A 17,697-nucleotide genomic window follows, 5' to 3' on the forward strand; every position below is an offset into this window, starting at 1 on the left:
TAGGGGCGAGGGAACCGGAGTGGATCGGCTCCCCTCGCCCTCAGAGCAAGGAGTTGGGGGTGAGGGCAAAATCCGCATCCTCCCCGATGGCTCTCTCTCCCGCGCAGAAGTCGGAGAACACATCCTGCCTACCGACCCCGACGAACGCCTCACCCTGGCGCGACGCATTGTAGCCGATCGCTGTCTTTACGGAGTCGATAAAAACCCGTTAGCTGTTGAGATGGCGAAGTTGTCACTGTGGCTGATTACGCTGGCGAAGGGGCGACCATTTACGTTTGTGGATCATGCGCTGAAGTGGGGCGATTCGCTGTTGGGGATTACCAGACCAGAGCAAATCGAGTTTTTGAAGCTGAATCCTGAAAAAGAAGCGGTACAACTGAGAACGGTGTCCGATCGCTGGAAACCTTTTGTGCAACGAGCGATCGCCAAACGGCAAGAGCTAGAAAACTTTAGTGTGTCAGATATTGCCGATATTCAAAAGAAGGAACAACTAAACCGGGAGGCAGAAGCAGCGATCGCCCATGTGCGGCATGTGGGTGATTTTTTGGTGGCGGAGGCATTGGCGCAGGCGGGCAAAACCTCTGACCTGACGGATGAGGAAATTCAGGTGTTGGCGGAGGTGGTGATTGAGGCGTTGGATGAAGCTGATACGGAGAAGCGAAACCGGGAGATTGCCGCGATTATGGCAAAGACCAATCGCATGATGAATCTGGGCAATCCAGCCAACCAACCGCCCCGCAAACCATTCCATTGGCTGTTAGAGTTTCCTGAAGTGTTTTTGCAGGAAGATGCACCGCAGGGATTTTCGGCAATTGTCGGCAACCCACCCTTTCAAGGCGGGCAAAAAATTACAGGCGTGATCGGCACAGACTACCGAAATTTTTTAGTGGAATATCTTGCAAACAGTCAGCGAGGCAGCGCAGATCTTTGCGCTTATTTCTTCCTGCGCGCTAATCAACTCACCAACAACGCTGGAGGATTCGGCTTAGTTGCAACCAACACCATTGCTCAAGGTGATACCCGTGAAGTCGGGCTAGATCAATTAGTGGCAAATGGTTGTGTTATTCATCGGGCTGTACCAAGTCGTCCCTGGATTGGTGCAGCAAGTTTAGAAGTGGCTCATCTTTGGTTATGCAAACAGCAATGGCAAAGTGACTATGTTTTAGATGAAAAAGTTGTCACAGGAATTACATCTCTTCTAACAATTCCAAGTAGCGCAATTGGAAAACCACATCAACTTGACTCCAATCAAAATATTTCGTTCAAAGGATCAGATGTCGGTGGTGTAGGCTTTGTACTTAGTCCAGAAGAGGCTCAAGAATTAATTGCTAAAAACGCTAGAAATAGAGAGATTATTTTTCCTTACTTAAATGGAGAAGACCTGAATTCTCGCCCAGATCAATCTCCTAGTCGGTGGTCGATCAATTTCTTTGATTGGGCACTAAGTGCAGAGTTTGATAATCCAAAAGAACCTAAAGGTGCTCCTTACGCAGCAGACTATCCTGACTGTTTAGAAATAGTAATAAAAAGAGTTAAACCCGAACGAGAGAAGAATAATCGGAAAGTGTATCGAGATTATTGGTGGCACTATGCAGAGAAAAGACCAACTCTATATAAAGTCATTGCGCCAATGAAACGGATTCTAGTTGCGGTTCAAACATCAAAGTATGTATCAATCAGCTTTGAACCAGCTGGGATTGTTTACTCACACATGACTATAGTGCTTGCTTTGGATGACTATGCATCTTTTGCTGCTCTAAATACTTCTTTTCATATAGATTGGATTATTAAATACTGTTCAAGTTTAGAAACAAGGTTGCGATATATAGCAACAGATGGCTTTGAAACCTTCCCCTTCCCTACACCCAATCCCTCAGACCTCAGCACCCAATTCCCAACTCTCAACACGATCGGCGAAACCTACTACACCCATCGTCAGGCAGTCATGCGCGAGCGTCAGGAAGGACTCACCAAAACCTACAACCGCTTCCATCATGCCAACGAGACAGCGAATGATATTCAGACATTGCGAGAGTTGCATAGTTCGATGGATCAGGCAGTAGCCGCTGCCTACGGTTGGCAAGACCTCGACCTAGAGCACGGTTTTCATAAGACCAAACAGGGCATCCGTTTCACTATCAGCGAAACCGCTCGACGCGAAGTGCTCGATCGGCTCTTGGAGTTGAACCATCAGCGCTACGCCGAAGAAGTCGCCCAGGGCTTGCACGATAAGAAGAAGTCAAAAGGCAAAGGGCAGAAGGCAAAGGGCAAAAAATCAGGGGCGATTGTGCCAGAAATCGTTCAGCAAGGCGAATTGTTTTAAGCTAGAAACAGACAATAGACAGCCAACCCGTGCCAGAGGTCAATAGCAATGGTTGCGATCGTCCAAAAAAACCTAACCTTTGAGGAATTCCTCAACTGGGATGACGGCTCCGGCAGGTCATTCGAGCTAGTCAATGGAGTTGCCATGCCCCTCAGCGAACCCACCGCGAAACATGAGGATGTCGTCGATGGGCTATGTCGCCTCCTGATTGACCACTGCCAATCCTTCAACCTCCCTTACGTTCCCCGCCAGAGTAAGCAAGTTCGTTTGAACCCTGTTCCCGGTGAAAATGAGTCGAGCCGTAAAGCCGATATCGTCGTGTTTGCCAAAGAAGAATGGGACAGAATGCGTCAAAGCTCTGCCTCTGCTGCTGCATACATCCCACCGCCCTTAGTAATTGAGGTTGTCAGTACCAATTGGCGAGACGACTACCGCATCAAATTAAACGAGTATGAAACGTTAGGAATCCTGGAGTATTGGATTGTCGATTACGCAGGGCTGGGCGGGGTTCAGTATATTGGCTCTCCCAAGCAGCCCACTGTCACCATCAACCGCCTCATCGATGGTGAATACCAGGCACAACGGTATCAGGGAGAAACCGCCATCAGTTCTTCAACCTTTCCACAGTTAGAATTAACCACCGCTCAAATGATCACAATGACTGAAGTTTAGCGTTTGATTGTTCTAAACACTAATTAAACCCAATCGAGTGAGACGAATAGTAAGCGCTTGAATACTGACTCCAAATTCAGAAGCTAATTTCCTGAAAGCTGACTCATCTGATTCATCGAATGCATCCAAAGGCTGCTCTGTCAGTCGCTCTTTTAAAACCGACTCAGGCATCAAAAGCTCTGCGGCAAAGACATTAGCCTCAATTTCTTGATACTTACTACCTTCTGCCGCCTCCTTATCTCTAAAAAATACGACTGATTCATCGAAGAAAACACTTGATAAATTGCGATGAAGCAAGTAATGCCCAAATTCATGGGCAACTGTAAATCGTTGACGATTAGGGTGATGCTTTGCATTCACACCAATTACTGCTTGGTCATCTTTAATAACTAGCATCCCAGACACAGTATCTTCCAATTCTTCTTTACGAATCAAAATCCCCTCTGTCTTCACAATAGATTCAACATCTATAGGAAGATTAAATCCATAGCGTTTAAGTATCTTTAAAGCTGCTTGTTTAGCTTTTGACATAAGTGCTTTAGTACCCGTCTACTCCTTTAATAGCTGCTGGAGAAAATCAGCACTTTTGGGTGGAACCGTTTTGACACGTCCACCGATTTCAATGGACATCACATTATCTTGAACCACCTCCGATCCAGTGGGTAAAATCTCCGTCATCTCTGCACCTAAAACAGTACAAAGCTCGTATAAGACGTGAAGAGGAGCTTTCTGCCGCCCCGCTTCAATATTAGTGATTGAAGTTCGTAGCACCCCGATCGCATCAGCTAGCTGACCCTGTGTCAGCTTTGCCTTAGTGCGCCGATCTCTAATTCGTTCACCGATTTTTTTATAGAGAAGGTCTTCTTTTACTCGCATGACTTTAGAGTATGCGCTTAACAGAAGCCAATGTCAATCTCATAAACATGTCAACTATATTGACATTATAATTTGATTTTGTAGTTGACATATAGGAAAAGGTCTGTTAGCTTACATGCAAGCCAGGTTCAAAACGAAGTAAACGCTACCAATAGCGTTTAAATACGCCTCGCTATCCACACACAGCGCTTTTCCTAAAAAGGAGGATGTATGAGCAGATTGAAAGAAACCTATCGTATCCAAATCGATGAGCAAACGTATTCTGTAGAAGACCCCGTTATTACAGGGCTTCAGCTTCTAGACGTGGTCGGAAAGAGACCGGCTGACGAATACCTGATTTTTCAGGTGCTACAGGGTGGTCAACTAGAAGAAATTCGGCTCGACGAAACCACCGATCTCCGTAAGCCAGAGCTGGAGCGATTTATTACCTTTGAGAGCGATCGCTCCTTCCGCTTGGTAATTGACGGTCGGCGATTTGAGTGGGGCAGACCCCTGATCAACGGGCTGGAGTTGAAAAAGTTAGCGGGTGTCGATCCTGCAACCTACGGCATCTGGCTCGAAGTTCGAGGAGCAGAAGATCGGGCGATCGCAGACAACGAATTGGTTGACCTCCAACAGCCAGGAGTCGAACGGTTCTTCACGGGTAAGAAAACCACCACCGAGGGCAACAGCTTTCTACCTGCGAAAGATCGAGAATACCTTGCGGGTCGAGGGCTGCAATTCGATGAAATCGTTGATGGCTCCAACAAAGGGGTGATCATGCGGGGCTTTCCACTTCCCTCTGGGCGCTTTGATGCTGGGCAAGCCGATCTTCTGCTTCTCTTGCCCTTTGGCTATCCTGATACGCCACCAGATATGTTCTTTGTCCTTCCTTGGATCAAGCTAGCCCAAATCGCCAAATACCCAAAAGCCGCCGACCAGCCCTTTCCTTTTAACGGACAGCAGTGGCAACGCTGGTCACGCCATAACAACGAATGGCGACCGGGGGTAGATGGCATTTGGACCATGCTGAAGCGGGTGGAACACGCCCTGGAGGTGGCAGCATGATAATGTCCAGCTTGACTGCTAGCCTGACAATTCAGGAACGTCACCTGAACCGTCTTAAGGAGTTCCTGATCCACCAGGATGGAGTAGAACGCGCTGCTTACATTTTATGTGGGGAGTCATCAAGCTCGCTCGACCCCTGGACTGGGCATCCCCATCGTAAATTCTTCTCCTACGATATTCTCCCTGTTTCGGAGGATGAAGTCCTTTCGAGTTCTGACCAGCACATCACCTGGAAAACTGATTCCTTCGTGCGAACCTTAAAACGGGCGCAGGAGCAAGGCTTAACTGTTGCGCTTATGCACAGTCATACAGGGGGCTTTGCAGAATTTTCTGACCAGGACGATGCCAACGAACCCGATTTAGTCGAGCTAGCCCAGCATCGAAACGGAGAGAGTACGACACTCCTAAGCCTCATTCTGACTTCAGATGAAAAGCTGGTTGGTCGCCTCTGGACTACTCAGCAGCAGTGGATTCCGCTTCGTCTAATCTCAGTTGTCGGTGAATCGATCCGACTCCATTACCCAGGAAGAGGGCAGGGGCAATCTTCTCCCATCCTCCAAAGGCAGGCGTTAGCGTTTGGGAGAGTGCTGGAGCAAGACCTGGCAATGTTGCGAGTAGGGATTGTCGGCTGCGGAGGAACTGGCAGTGCCACTGCTATGCTGCTGCCTAAAATGGGATTCCGACGCACTGCCCTCTTTGACAAAGATATTGTCGAGGAGAGCAACTTGAACCGTCTGCATGGTGCAACCCAAGCAGATGTAGACGCGAAGCGTCCCAAAGTGGAGGTTATTGCGCGATCGCTAACGGAGTTAGGCTTGGGAATGCAGGTGAAAACATACCAGTCCTGGATTGGCGATCCAGAATGCCGGGATGCCCTTAAAGCCTGCGACATCATTTTCGGTTGTACGGATGATCACGCCGGACGCTTGCTACTCAATCGCTATGCCTACTACTATGTCACGCCCGTTTTTGATATGGGTTTGGCTATTGAGGTGTCGCCATCAGAGCCACCAGAAATCAAGGCAATGGATGGACGAGTGACTGCTCTCGTTCCTGGTCATCCTTGTCTCCTCTGCCGAGGAGTTATCAACCCTGCGATCGCACGCGATGAAGCTCTCAAGCGAAATAACCCCACTGAATATGAACGCCGAAAGGCAGAAGCCTACGTTTTGGGTGAAGGCAATCCTAGTCCCGCTGTTGTTCTGTTCACGACTGATGTGGCAATCATGGCGATCGAAGAACTGGTGCATCGACTTCAGGGTTTCCGAGGAGAAAACGGTTCAGTTGCCCAGCGGGTACGCAAATTTCACCTTATGGAAGATCGACGGCAAGGAGCTAATCCTGACCCATATTGCCCAGTTTGCGGATCTGTGGAGTACTGGGGCAGAGGGGATGTTGACCCATTTCTCAATCTAGTGGGGTAAAACATGCTATTTCGTACCTTTGTCCAACAATTACTAACGCGGCTCCGGTTTATCCCTAGACCAGATTTTGCTGCCCAAATCGTGCCCACCCATCCGACCCCTGAAGAAGTTAAGCCAGGAATGATGCTAGTGGTTGGTGACGCTAAGTATCAGAAGTGGGCATGTTTTCGATGCCCTGGAGGTTGTGGTGAGAATATCTTACTGCCGCTTAATAAAGCTCAACGTCCTCGCTGGGCGATTTCTACAGATTGGCTCGGACGACCCACCATTCATCCTTCAGTCAGGCAACTCAACGAGTGCCACTGCCATTTCTGGGTTCGGCAAGGACGCGTTGACTGGTGCCCCGATGATTGATTGAGCCTGTAATATGCCTTGGTGAGGAATAGCCATTTCTGAATTAAGTGGGTTTACTAGAAGAGGTGGTCATAACAATTACCCCTAATGCCCTTCGAGATCATTCATAAGCCTACCTTCACCAACCAACTCCTCGCCATCCCCAAAGAGCGAGTCATCCAGGTATTGGAGAAAATCGAGGTTTTGCGGGATGACCCAAAGCCCCACGGTAAGCTGAAGAAAAAGCTGCACGGCTATAAAGGCGATATTTACCGCCTGCGGTCTGGAGATTTCCGCATCATTTATACCTACGGTGATGGTTGGGTTGCCCTGCTTGGAGTTGATGCCCGTAAGGATGTTTACAAAGATAACAACAAGGACAAACTAATTGACGAAGGGACTGGGGTTGATGTCAGCGCCGTTTCCAATCTTGAAAATCTGTTAGCTCCTGAAAAGGTTCTGCCACCTGAATTTAAACCGTCTCAAGTGGAAACCCTTTTACCCGTTGGACTAACCGAGGAATTACTCGATCGCCTGCTCATTCCCAAAACCTGTTTTCCTACTCTCCTGGCTTGTCGTACCTTTGATGACTTGTTAGAAGCCGATGTGCCAGGGGCAGTGCGCGATCGCCTGTTTGACTGCATCACCGCCCCCAACTTCGATCAAGTCCTTAACCAACCTAGCTTCGTCACCGGCAGTCCTGATGAGCTACTCCGCTTTAAGGAAGGGGATCTCCTGGGTTTTCTCCTCAAACTTAATCCTGAACAAGAAAGATTTGTTACCTGGGCAATGAATGCAACGGGACCAACCCTCCTCAAAGGAGGTCCAGGTACAGGGAAAAGTACCGTTGCACTCTATCGCACCCGTGAAATTCTCAAACAGCTTCAAGCCAGTGGCGTTAGCCAACCCCGGGTTCTCTTCACCACTTACACCAATGCCCTGGTTACCTTTTCAGAGCAACTGCTGCACCAACTCCTGGGTGAGGATGCCCGTTTTGTAGAGGTCAAAACGGCTGATGCGCTGATGTCCTCTATCAGCCATGCCACTGAGCAATTTCAGATCGCTCAAACTAACGAACTAAGCAAGCTATTGCGACAAGCCATTCCTCAAGCGATCGCCGCTCTAGAAGGCAATGTTCTACAACAACAGGCGCAGCGACTCGTCCTGAAACGGCTCCAACCAGAGTATTTGCTCGAAGAGCTGACAGATGTGATTGATGCACGGGGCATCGAAACGCTGGCAGATTATCAAGAGACTACCCGTACTGGTCGCAACATCTCTCTCAACAAATCTCAGCGACAGGCAATTTGGACACTGCGGCTTCATTTCAATCAGTTACTGAAAGATCAGGGAATAGCAACCTGGGCACAGATGCGGCTTTATGCCCTTGATCGCCTTCACATGATGCCAGATCCGCCTGTCTATGACGCGGTTGTGGTGGATGAAGCCCAAGATCTCAGTCCCGTTGTGCTGCGCTTTTTGGTAGGGCTTTGCCGCGAATCGAATCGGCTGTTCATCACCGCTGATGCCAATCAATCAATCTACGGCAACAGCTTCCGGTGGTCTGAGGTGCATCACTCCCTCAAATTTGTTGGACGCACAGGCATTTTGAGGATGAATCATCGCACCACTCAAGAAGTCGGGGAAGCTGCTCAATCCTATTTGCAGGAAGGCATTCTGGACGAAGACAACATTGAACGGCTGTATATCCATACAGGTCCCTTACCAGTAGTCCGCGCTGTTGCCGATCGCCCTTCCGAAGGTTCTCTATTGGCTCAGTTTTGTCGCACTGCCGCTCGCGAGTTTCGCCTGGGGATAGGAGCCTGCGCTATACTAACGCCGACTGAAAAATCTGGCAAGAATATAGTAGGACAGCTTAACTACTTGGGAGTTGAGGCGACGTTTATGACCAGTCGAGAACTAAACTTGAACTGTAAGGGCGTTAAAGTGTTGCCGCTGAAGGCTGCGAAAGGCTTGGAGTTTCCGATCGTGGCGATCGCAGGTTTTCTAGACTCCCCCTTTTCGGCAGTAACCAAGAAACTATCAGACGAGGAAATTGCAGAGATGCTGGCTCGTGAACGTCGCACCCTGTTTGTGGGTATGACCAGAGCCATGCGCGCTCTGATGGTTCTCGTTCCGGCTCATCAGCCAGGCAGCCTCCTGCAAGACTTTGATCCTCAGTTTTGGAATTTAGGTAACGCATGAACAGCATTCGACTGCCTGCTATTCTCCCTGGTGATCTGGATCTTGCGGCTGTTAACCAGCAGCTCCGCGATCGCACAGTCCAACTGGATTGGAGTGCGGTTGTATCTGTTTCAGAGTCAGCCCTGGCGACGCTTCTAAACGGGCTTGATCTGTCGAACGATGCGGATGTCCTGGGTGTTGATGGGTCAATGGCAGATTCTGTCATGGGAGAAATCAGCCGTTTCTTTTCACAACAAACGGTTACAAAGTCCAAGAAATCTCGTCAGAAATCATCTGCTAATCCCTCAAAGGTTACCCCTCAAATCTGGCAACAGGACAGCTTGTTTAAAGCCGAATTGGTTCCTTCCGAGGGGAAAGCTTCCGATGGTCAGGGCACTTTATTAAAACTCCAATATATACAAGACGAAGAAAAGGTTGCTGAGGAGTCTTCAAAAGTAGTTGAACAAACGGTTGAGCTAACAGAAAATAACAGTTCATCTGATGCAAATGCAACGAAGTCGATCCTATCAAGAAGAATTCCATCTGCTTATGATATCCGGGCTGAACTAGAGGATGCCATTCTTAAAGATTTACGGGGACCCGTCCAGGGTGAGGAGGAAGAAGTAGAGGAGGACAGTGTTCAGGATCGGTATTTGGTTGGTTTGTTGGCTCCTCAGTATCGCCAAGCAACAATCTTAGGTGAGCAGCCTGAAGAGGAAGACGAATTGGCGATCGCCGACAAGGGTAACCAGGAGGAGGGAGCCACTGAAACAACTGCAACCTCTACCCCGACGATGTTTCCTTCCTCACTTGGCATGACTTTCTGCGTCAGCGGTGAAGCCAAAGCGATTGAAATCACAGCAGAATGGGGCAACTACCGCCGAGAAGCCAGTCAATTTCCAAAGGAAGACGGCAATGCCAAGCTGGTCTGGAAACGTTACCCAATGGGAGGCAGTACCGTATTGCCTTTAGATGGCGAAGCGTTCCGCTGGGTTGTGATGGGCGAAGCAGGTCCCGATGTCTATGTTCAGGGGCGATCGCGACAACAGGATAATGGAGACTGGATTATTACGCTATTTCTCGTGAATGGACAGCACGAACCCAAGCAACGTCGGGACGAAGCCTGGTTATTTCAACCGGAGTTAAGCGTCCGGGCACCTGACCGCTCACCTATCTTTATTCGTAATCCATTGCCGACGACTGTTCAGAATATTGACCCAGTGATCCGGGCTGAAGCGCAGGCAATGGCAATGCTTTACCGTAAGCAAGTTGAATTTGCTGTTGGGCATGGCGTTAGCGTTCAAGCAGAACTGGCTGCTCATACAACCGAAAAGGCAGTTTGTCTCTCAACGAGTGTGGTTCCAGTCTATGAAGTACCGAAGACAACCCCTCCGACCGCAGAGGAGATTCCAGAACTTGCAGGGTTAGTCCTGGATATGAAAGAGCTATCAGAAACCCTGATAGGTAGCCTTTCTGTCAAACTAATGGCCTTGATCAATGCCTATAAAGCCTGGATTGACCAGCAAGAAACCCGGATCTCAGATCCGGCATCTGGGTTACTGACTTATCAAGATCCGGCTGCGACTGTCATCCACAATTGCCGGATTGCCCTCAAACGGATTCAGGAAGGCGTGTCCCTGCTTCAGACCGATGTTCAAGCAGCCGAGGCTTTCCGGTTTATGAACCGGGCAATGTGGCAACAGCGGGTTCACTCCCTTTATTCAGAGCAGAAACGTCAAGGGAACGAGACGACTCTGGAAACAATCGACCAGTATGAGAACCGTCGTTGGTATCCCTTTCAGCTTGCCTTCATCCTGCTGAACTTGCCCAGTATGACTGATCTGCATCATCCAGATCGAACGCATCCGACTGATGCGATCGCTGACTTGCTCTGGTTTCCAACTGGCGGTGGAAAAACTGAAGCTTATCTGGGGCTGACAGCCTATACGATTGGGCTACGACGGTTACAGGGGGCGATCGCAGGTCGAAGTGGTGAGTTTGGTGTCGCCGTTTTAATGCGTTATACGCTGCGACTACTAACCCTTCAGCAGTTTCAGCGAGCCACTGCTTTGATTTGTGCCTGTGAGTCAATCCGTCGCGATGATGAGGATCAATGGGGTAAAGAACCTTTTCGGATCGGGCTTTGGGTTGGGGAACGCAGCACCCCAAACTATACAGCTCAGAGCGAGGAGTTTGTTAAACAAATTCGGGGACAGCACCAGCAGTACCGGGGCGGTTCTCCCCATCAGCTCACAAACTGCCCCTGGTGTGGGACTCGGATTGAACCCGGTAAGCACATTCAGGTCACTTCAGTCGAAAAAGGTGAAGGGCGTACTCTCATTTTTTGTGGTGATTCACTGGGTCGCTGCCTCTTCTCAAAAGGTGAAGGGCTTCCTGTGGTGGTGGTTGACGAGGAGATTTATCGTCGCCTACCCACACTTTTGATTGCCACCGTCGATAAATTTGCCCAAATGCCCTGGAAAGGAGAAGTTCAAATGCTATTTGGGCAGGTGAATGGGCTATGTGAACGGCATGGATTCCGTTCTCCTGATTTAGATGATAAGGATTCCCACAAAAAGACCAGCACGCTACCTGCGGCTAAAACCCGATCGCATCCATTGCTACGTCCCCCGGATCTGATCATCCAGGACGAGCTTCACCTGATTAGTGGTCCTCTGGGAACCCTGGTCGGACTGTATGAAACGGCGGTTGATCAGCTCGCCTCCTGGACAGTGAATGGAAAATTAGTCCGTCCCAAAGTCGTTGCCTCAACTGCCACGATTCGACAGGCGAATGCTCAAGTTCACAATTTGTTTCTCCGCAAAGTGCAAGTCTTTCCCCCACAGGGACTAGACATTGAAGACAACTTTTTCTCCCGCCAACGACAACCTAGCGAAGAGTATCCTGGTCGTCGTTATCTAGGTATTTGTGCCCCTGGTCGCAGAATTAAGGCCGCATTAATTCGAGTTTATGTTGCCGCTCTATCGGCCTCTCAGTATCTCTATGAAACCAAAGGCTATGGTACAAAAGCTGACCCCTGGATGACCCTCGTTGGCTACTTTAACTCCCTACGAGAATTAGGCGGAACTCGGCGCTTAGTAGATGATGATATTCGGTCTCGGCTTGCCAAGATGGATCGGCGGGGATTAGCCAAACGAACCCGGTTGCTGATGGATGAGTTGACCTCCCGTAAAGATTCAACTGAAATTCCAGACATTTTGGATTGGATGGAAACGACATTTGATCCAGAGCAAGAAGTAGAAAACCGTACCAGACGAAAGAACAACCAGAAAGTAGACAAACGTGATCCGTTAGATGTCATTTTGGCAACCAATATGATTTCCGTTGGAGTGGATGTGAAACGGTTAGGCTTGATGGTTGTCTGTGGACAGCCCAAAAATACGGCTGAGTACATCCAGGCAACCTCGCGAGTCGGCAGAACGTATCCTGGTTTAGTCATTACCGTTTATAACTGGGCACGTCCCAGAGACTTGTCACACTATGAGCGGTTTGCTCATTACCATGCAACGTTTTACCAACACGTTGAAGCTTTATCAGTCACTCCCTTTTCCTCGGGTGCTCTGTACCGGGGACTCAGTGCTTTACTCGTTTCTTTGATCCGGTTATCGGGTCAAGACTTTAATCCCAACCATCATGCAGGAAGAATTCAAGCGAACCATCCGTTTTTAAAGGCTGCGATCGACGCGATCGTACAGCGAGCTGGATTAGTAGCCAATACCAAAGTTGCAGATTACGTTCAGCAAGAACTGAAATCAAAGCTCGATGTCTGGTTGAGCAGTGCTCAAAATACCCCAGGTGGCGGCACACTTAAATACAAGGTTGCTTCAAAGGATGGTACGTCGATCGACCTTCTGAAGCCTGCTGGAAAAGGGGATTGGCAAGAGTTTACCTGTCTCAACTCCCTCAGAAACGTGGAGCCAACCATCGGACTCATTCTTACCGATAGCGTCCCTGATGAAGACTTTAGCCGTCTACCTCAACCCATGTCTGTTGACCCATCTGAACTATGACCCAGGCAAACTATAAGTACCGTGTTGGGGAACTTCGCCCCAGTCAAATTCTCTTCTCCTATGGGGTTGGGGCAGTGGTTGACCTCCCAAATCTCTCTGTCATGGTGCTGGGATTGGAGGATTGGGCTGACCGCTATGGCATTGAGGTTGCCGAGGAACGGCTTCTGACAGCCGTGCGCCGAGAGTTAGGCAAGCAGGTCAAGCAACTAAAATCTCCTCCTATGTCTTTGCAGGAGGATTCTGGTGGCTTTAACCCCTTTGATGAAGCCGCTCGGATTGGCATTCCCGTAGCGCCCTTTCCAGCCTGGATGGTTTGTCCCTACTGTCGTTTTCTAGCTCCCTTGCAGGGGGGATATTTTGAACTCAAGTCCAATCCCTACCGTCCTCAAGAAAGCCATTACATCCACAAAAATTGCCGTAAACCAGGGAAACCTCCCAAAGTGATACCCGCTCGGTTCCTGGTTGCCTGCGAACACGGACACTTAGATGACTTTCCCTGGCTGTACTTCGTCCATCGCGGTAATACGAACTGCCGGGGACCTTTGCGACTGGAAGAATATGGAGTTTCGGGGACGGCGGCTGATATTGTGGTCAAGTGCGAAGGTGAGGGCTGTGGTGCGTCACCCCGTCGATTATCCGATGCCTTTGGAGAGCAAGGTAAAAAAACAATGCCTCGCTGTCGGGGACGACATCCCCATCTCCGTAGCTTTGACGATCGCTGTGATCAACAAATGCGAGGGATTTTGCTCGGTGCTTCCAATAGCTGGTTCGGCATTAGCTTGTCTGCGCTCTCGATTCCGACTGCGTCTAATAAACTGGGTGAGTTGGTGGGTGAATACTGGACCCGGCTGAGTAAGGCAACTAGCGGCGACGTACTCAAAATTCTACTGGATGCATTTCAAGCGGTCGGTGAACTTCAAGAATTCGCCAAATACTCAATTGATGATATTTGGCAAGAAATCCAAAGGCGGCAAGCAGGAAGCTCAGAGAGTGACATAACTCATGACTTAAGGACTCCGGAGTGGGAAGTTTTCTCCACCGCAGACTCCAGCAAAAACACGAAAGATTTCCAGCTTCGTCCAGTTCCACCGCCTCAAGGCTTTGAAAAATGGTTTACTCAAGTTGTTTTAGTGGAACGCCTCCGGGAGGTTCAATCCTTGATCGGCTTCACCCGGATTCAGTCTCCCGGTGATTTTGAAGACGCTGGAGAAATCCCAGAGGAATATCGAGTCAGGCTGAGCCGGAGTGCTCCCCAGTGGGTTCCAACGACCGAAGTGAAAGGAGAGGGAATTTTCTTGCAGTTTGATGAACCGTCACTGGAGCAGTGGGAGCAGCAAGCTGCCGTCAGCAAACACCAAAGCCAGACATGGGAGGCACATAAACGTTGGTGTCAAAACAGAGGACTTGATCCACTGAAGATTAGATTTCCTGGCATTCGCTATATGCTGATTCACTCCTTCTCCCATGTCTTGATGCGGCAACTGGCGATCGAGTGTGGTTACAATGCAGCCAGTTTGCGTGAAAGGCTCTATTCCAAGCCAGTCAGTGACGAAGATGGACCACAAGCAGGACTGTTGATTTATACCGCTGCCCCAGATAGTGAAGGAACTTTGGGGGGATTAGTCAGTTTGGGAGAACCTGCAATTTTGGGACACCACATTGCCCAAGCGTTAGAGCAAACACGCCTCTGCGCCTCTGATCCTCTCTGTGCAGAACATGATCCACTTCAAGGCAATGCCTGTCTACATTGGGCAGCCTGCCATGCTTGTCTATTCAGTCCTGAAACTTCATGCGAAAGAGGGAATAAATTCTTAGACCGATCGCTGCTTGTCCCAACGCTACATCGTCAACAGTTGGCATTCTTTCAATAATGGAGAGCCACCCCGTGAACTCAAAATTACTCAGTTCAATTCACCGGGTTGCGAAAGAACTACCACCGATTGCATTGAATTCTCTGGCAGACTTTCTGGAAGAATCCGCAGGGTCTTACAGTGAAGCATTGAAAGCTAGGGTACTGAGCCAGTTGCCGAACCTCAATTTTCGGCGGGCTGTTCTTGAGCTTTTGGAGGACTGGCATCAGACATCAACAAACTTAGATAGCCAGTCTATTGCCTTGGCGTTACGCTCAGCCGCTTATGCGATCGCCTCGGCCCACTCTGCACTTTCCGCCGAAATTGTATGGACAGGTCCTGATGTTTCCAATATCCCTGTGCGGAAAACAGAGCAGGTGCTCAAACAGTTGATTCAAGAAGCTCAACGAGAACTAACGATTGTCAGTTTTGCGGTCTACAAAGTACCCGATATTGCAGAAGCATTGATTGTCGCAATGGATCGAGGAGTACACTTGCGGATTATTGCCGAAACTTCAGAAGTTGGGGAGGGAAAGGTTCCTTTTGGAGTTGTAGCAGGATTGGGAGCAGAAGTCGCTCAGCGATCTGAGGTGTTTATTTGGGAGAAGTCTAAACGCCCTAAAGGCAAAGACGGCAAACACGGTTCACTTCATATGAAGTGCGCGATTGCAGACGGCAATAATTTGCTTATTTCTAGTGCAAATTTAACTGAGTATGCTTTAACTCTGAATATGGAAATGGGATTACTTATCCATAGTCAATCTTTAGCCAGTTGTGTTAGTAACCATATTGATCAACTCATTCATCAAAATGTTTTTTCATTACTCAGGTAAATGGTGTAAATAGATGAATGACGTTCCTACATTCAACTGGACTGATACCGCTATACTCCTTTGGTAGCACCAGTAATCCAGAGAGTTTGCCTATTATAAAATTCACCCTGCTGTTCTAAAGGGTATCCTCCTAATAGCAAACCGAGCCATAACTCGACGATCGGCATTTTTAATGCTTGTTGTAAATCAGGTAGACGAATGTTTGAGCCGAAACACTGAAGATATTGGGCGATCGCCTTCGACCACTCCTCTACATTTTCTCCATGTGCTAGATCCCGAATCTGCTCCGCCATCTGAGCTTCATTAAGTGCTTGATCTGCTGCCACTTGATCGACCCAATTCAACAACGCATTCTTATCGACTTCCCCGACGACTGAACCCTCTTCCTGAATGGATGATTTCTGCTTGCGGTTAGCAGGGTACTGAATTGGCTCTGGTTCTTCAAACAGATCCGATACATCCAGCGTTAAAGATTGGACGAACAGATCGACACAGTCCTCTAGATTTACCACCGGTTCAGCCGGGTTATGCCGACGCTCCCACCCGGAAATCAAGAGATTTGCTCGTGCGGCATGAACCTCTGAGAGCTGTACCAACACATCCCCTGCGACAGTCAACTGTTCTGCCAGAGACTGGTCAGATAGGGTTTGCTCTAGCGCGTCACAGAGCGATCGCAGATCCGCCGTCTCTGGAAACCGAGAGGCTTTCTCCAGGGACTGCCAGAGATCAAGCTCTAACTGCTGCACTTCCATTACAGCCTAACCTCTGGATAGAGTGGGCAGGGTCGAATCGGGCAGTTATAGGGATGGAGTTCAACCGAGGAACGAAAGCGTTCTACCTTGATTCCACTGTGCTGTGAAAAGACATTTAGAATCCGAACCAGCAGGGTTTTGACCTGCAATTCGGTCAGTCCCAGGCAGTGAACGGGTTCAACTTTAGCAACCCGATCGTTCCCCATCCAGAGTTCTGCGCCTAGGGCATGCAGCGGTGAATCCTTGGTCATGCGATACCAGTGAACGACAGCGGCAGGAACGGCTGGAGCCAATACCTCTAGTGTCGCTACTCGTACTACCCCAGAAACGCCCGGTTCTGATGATAAAGGTTCAGTTAGCTGTCCGCGTCGTCGTTGTTTGCGGACATGGTTCCGGACTCCCCGGTGGCGATAGTAGGAACGGCGGTTATGGCAAACCTTTGGATTCCAGCATCCGTCCCCATCCGATCCATGACGCTGTTGGGCTTCCTGGGAGTCAAGCTTAGAGCAAAGCCGACATTTTTCCTGATCGGGACGTGCCATCACGCACCTCGCAGGGGGGCAAGTAACTCATCGACCCACTGCTGATCCGCTTCGGATAGCTTGGGCGGTGGTACAGGCTGACGATAGTCGATGCGTTCGTTGTACCCCGCCCGATCGCACACACCCTGCATAATGACCTGTAATTCTACCAGCGGTTCCTCATCTTCGGGTCTGAGCGGCAGTGGCACACTGGGAATGGGTTCACGTAAGTCAAAGTCATACAGGTCAGCTTGAGGACGTTGTGAACTACGACTCACAATGAGGCGATAATCACTTGGCTGCACCTCTCCTAGCATCGTCATTGGGATGCCCGCCCGGATCAGATCAATTTCAACCAGATTGGAGAGACTGCCCAGAATGCGCCTGCGCTTGTTTTCATAAGCCGTTCTGCCTTTTCCCTTCTGCTTGTTTTTGGGTGACAGCACCTCAATCACTGTAATGACCGTATCTGTGCCGACTTCGCGAACTTCTAAATAGCGCTCTTTAATGGTGGTTGGCTGGGGCAAGAAAATGGAGCGGGGTCGCTTCTGAGTTAACGTTGTACCCGATTCAACGCGCAACGGCTCCAATGGATCGATTGACCGAGCCGCTAAGACAGCGGCATCTGGAATACCTACCAGGATTTCTTCTGGCTCTTCTTGATCCTGGTAGGTGCGAGTCTCAACCTCAATGTAATAGTTGGGGCGCAGTTGGGGCGCTACCGTATCGGCGATCGCCACCATCAGCCGGGTGTGAAACGACGACCAGAAGGCTGGCTGTTCCAGGTAGGGATTCATGCCAGGGAAGAGCGACGGCATCCGTGAAACTCCCGCAGTGCAAGGATTTTCATT

Annotated in this window: 14 protein-coding genes; 9 read left to right on the forward strand and 5 right to left on the reverse strand. The window is 49.4% G+C overall.

Annotated features, from left to right (window positions below; genetic code table 11):
- Both AC1S5B_RS21075 and AC1S5B_RS21080 read left to right on the forward strand, forming a co-directional pair.
- A partial coding sequence (locus tag AC1S5B_RS21075) for an Eco57I restriction-modification methylase domain-containing protein (protein WP_482037665.1) occupies positions 1–2,323 on the forward strand: 2,323 nt, incomplete at its 5' end.
- Between the two features lie 48 nt (positions 2,324–2,371).
- Positions 2,372–2,995 (forward strand): Uma2 family endonuclease, encoded by a 624-nt coding sequence (locus AC1S5B_RS21080; protein WP_482037666.1) that lies wholly within the window; start codon positions 2,372–2,374, stop codon positions 2,993–2,995.
- Positions 2,996–3,007: 12 nt separating this feature from the next.
- Here the strand turns inward: AC1S5B_RS21080 and AC1S5B_RS21085 are convergent, their stop codons facing one another.
- Positions 3,008–3,526, reverse strand: coding sequence for an ImmA/IrrE family metallo-endopeptidase (locus AC1S5B_RS21085; protein ID WP_482037667.1), 519 nt, complete (start codon positions 3,524–3,526; stop codon positions 3,008–3,010).
- An 18-nt stretch (positions 3,527–3,544) separates the two neighbouring features.
- Positions 3,545–3,871, reverse strand: a complete 327-nt coding sequence (locus AC1S5B_RS21090; protein ID WP_482037668.1) for a helix-turn-helix transcriptional regulator — start codon at positions 3,869–3,871, stop codon at positions 3,545–3,547.
- A gap of 210 nt (positions 3,872–4,081) precedes the next feature.
- Between AC1S5B_RS21090 and AC1S5B_RS21095 the strand changes: the two genes are divergently transcribed.
- The 7 genes from AC1S5B_RS21095 to drmC all read left to right on the forward strand — a co-directional run bounded on the left by AC1S5B_RS21095 (position 4,082) and on the right by drmC (position 15,573).
- Positions 4,082–4,918 (forward strand): multiubiquitin domain-containing protein, encoded by an 837-nt coding sequence (locus AC1S5B_RS21095; RefSeq protein ID WP_482037669.1) that lies wholly within the window; start codon positions 4,082–4,084, stop codon positions 4,916–4,918.
- Entirely contained in the window at positions 4,915–6,342 is a 1,428-nt protein-coding gene (locus tag AC1S5B_RS21100; RefSeq protein ID WP_482037670.1) for a ThiF family adenylyltransferase, read from the forward strand. Before AC1S5B_RS21095 ends, AC1S5B_RS21100 begins: the two co-directional genes overlap by 4 nt.
- Before the next feature lie 3 nt (positions 6,343–6,345).
- Complete coding sequence (locus AC1S5B_RS21105; RefSeq protein ID WP_482037671.1) at positions 6,346–6,696, forward strand: ubiquitination-like system serine protease family protein; 351 nt, start codon at positions 6,346–6,348, stop codon at positions 6,694–6,696.
- A gap of 87 nt (positions 6,697–6,783) precedes the next feature.
- Positions 6,784–8,880 carry a UvrD-helicase domain-containing protein gene (locus AC1S5B_RS21110; protein ID WP_482037672.1) on the forward strand — a complete coding sequence of 699 codons (2,097 nt, stop codon included), beginning with the start codon at positions 6,784–6,786 and terminating at the stop codon, positions 8,878–8,880.
- Positions 8,877–12,890, forward strand: a complete 4,014-nt coding sequence (drmA, locus tag AC1S5B_RS21115) for a DISARM system helicase DrmA (RefSeq protein ID WP_482037673.1) — start codon at positions 8,877–8,879, stop codon at positions 12,888–12,890. Before AC1S5B_RS21110 ends, drmA begins: the two co-directional genes overlap by 4 nt.
- Complete coding sequence (gene drmB / locus AC1S5B_RS21120; protein ID WP_482037674.1) at positions 12,887–14,761, forward strand: DrmB family protein; 1,875 nt, start codon at positions 12,887–12,889, stop codon at positions 14,759–14,761. Before drmA ends, drmB begins: the two co-directional genes overlap by 4 nt.
- A 14-nt stretch (positions 14,762–14,775) precedes the next feature.
- A complete protein-coding gene (gene drmC / locus AC1S5B_RS21125; RefSeq protein ID WP_482037675.1) occupies positions 14,776–15,573 on the forward strand; it encodes a DISARM system phospholipase D-like protein DrmC in 798 nt (265 codons plus the stop codon).
- 50 nt (positions 15,574–15,623) lie between these two features.
- On the opposite strand, the gene AC1S5B_RS21130 is transcribed toward drmC, so the two are convergent.
- The 3 genes from AC1S5B_RS21130 to AC1S5B_RS21140 are packed head-to-tail and all read right to left on the reverse strand — an operon-like array spanning position 15,624 to position 17,664.
- Positions 15,624–16,325 (reverse strand): hypothetical protein, encoded by a 702-nt coding sequence (locus AC1S5B_RS21130; RefSeq protein ID WP_193878998.1) that lies wholly within the window; start codon positions 16,323–16,325, stop codon positions 15,624–15,626.
- Positions 16,325–16,867 (reverse strand): hypothetical protein, encoded by a 543-nt coding sequence (locus AC1S5B_RS21135; protein ID WP_482037676.1) that lies wholly within the window; start codon positions 16,865–16,867, stop codon positions 16,325–16,327. The genes AC1S5B_RS21130 and AC1S5B_RS21135 overlap by 1 nt, the downstream gene beginning before the upstream one ends.
- Positions 16,867–17,664 carry a DUF4058 family protein gene (locus tag AC1S5B_RS21140; protein WP_482037677.1) on the reverse strand — a complete coding sequence of 266 codons (798 nt, stop codon included), beginning with the start codon at positions 17,662–17,664 and terminating at the stop codon, positions 16,867–16,869. The genes AC1S5B_RS21135 and AC1S5B_RS21140 overlap by 1 nt, the downstream gene beginning before the upstream one ends.
- Positions 17,665–17,697: the final 33 nt, after the last annotated feature.

The sequence above is a fragment of the Leptolyngbya sp. CALU 1928 genome, assembly GCF_056784215.1.